The organism is Mesorhizobium sp. WSM4837 (assembly GCF_055811435.1).
This window is the reverse complement of the sequence record NZ_JBVVQE010000192.1, coordinates 1-1,411: the sequence shown is the minus strand read 5'-3', so window position 1 is coordinate 1,411 and position 1,411 is coordinate 1. Positions and strand designations below refer to the sequence as shown.

Genomic DNA, 1,411 nt, shown 5'->3' with positions numbered 1-1,411 from the left:
TCGACGCGGTCCTTCTTTTCCTTGACTTCGATCTCGGTCGCACCGCCGACGCGGATGACGGCAACGCCGCCCGCCAGCTTGGCGAGACGTTCCTGCAGCTTCTCCTTGTCGTAGTCCGAGGTGGTCTCCTCGATCTGCTGCTTGATCTGGGCGACGCGGCCCTGGATCTCGGCCTTCTTGCCGGCACCATCGACGATGGTGGTGTTCTCCTTGGAGATAGACACCTTCTTGGCGCGGCCGAGCATGTTGAGGCCAACATTCTCGAGCTTGATGCCGAGGTCTTCGGAAATGACCTGGCCACCGGTGAGGATGGCGATGTCTTCCAGCATGGCCTTGCGGCGATCACCGAAGCCCGGCGCCTTGACTGCGGCGATCTTCAGGCCGCCACGCAGCTTGTTGACGACCAGCGTGGCCAGGGCCTCGCCTTCGACGTCTTCCGAAATGATGACCAGCGGCTTCGAGGTCTGCACGACAGCCTCGAGGATCGGCAGCATGGCCTGCAGGTTGGAGAGCTTCTTCTCGTGGAGAAGGATGTAGGCGTCTTCCAGATCCGCAACCATCTTGTCGGCGTTGGTGACGAAGTAGGGCGAGAGATAGCCGCGGTCGAACTGCATGCCTTCGACGACTTCGAGTTCGGTCTCGGCGGTCTTGGCTTCCTCGACCGTGATGACGCCCTCATTGCCGACCTTCTGCATCGCTTCGGCGATCATCGAGCCGACCGAAGCATCGCCATTGCCGGCGATGGTGCCGACCTGGGCAACCTCTTCCGAGGTCTTGATCTTCTTGGCGTTCTTGATCAGCGTCGCGACGACGTCGCTAACCGCGAGGTCGATGCCGCGCTTCAGGTCCATCGGGTTCATGCCGGCGGCAACCGCCTTGTGGCCTTCCTGGACGATCGACTGCGCCAGAACGGTCGCGGTCGTGGTGCCGTCGCCGGCGATGTCGTTGGTCTTCGAAGCAACTTCGCGGACCATCTGAGCGCCCATGTTCTCGAACTTGTCTTCAAGCTCGATTTCCTTGGCGACGGTGACGCCGTCCTTGGTGATGCGCGGTGCGCCGAACGACTTGTCGATGACGACGTTGCGGCCCTTGGGGCCGAGCGTGACCTTCACTGCGTCGGCGAGGATGTTGACGCCGCGCAGCATGCGCTCACGGGCATCGCGAGAAAATTTTACGTCTTTGGCAGCCATTTTTAGCTCCTGGCAGGGGCTTGAATTGAGCCCTAGGATTTAAGTGATGGTGAGGCCGATATTCAGCCGATGATGCCCATGATGTCGGATTCCTTCATGATCAGAAGGTCTTCGCCATTGAGCTTGACTTCGGTGCCCGACCACTTGCCGAACAGGATGCGATCGCCGGCCTTGACGTCCAGCGGGACGAGCTTGCCGGCTTCGTCGCGGGCGCCGGAACC

Annotated in this window: 2 protein-coding genes; both read right to left on the bottom strand. The window is 61.2% G+C overall.

Annotation, left to right across the window (positions count from 1 at the left end; all coding sequences use genetic code 11):
- Window positions 1-1,190 (bottom strand): chaperonin GroEL (gene groL, locus AC0L3D_RS36620; protein ID WP_473647522.1); only part of this gene is annotated, 1,190 nt, incomplete at its 3' end.
- 62 nt (window positions 1,191-1,252) lie between these two features.
- On the bottom strand, window positions 1,253-1,411 hold a 159-nt coding region (locus AC0L3D_RS36615; protein ID WP_192363281.1), incomplete at its 5' end, for a co-chaperone GroES.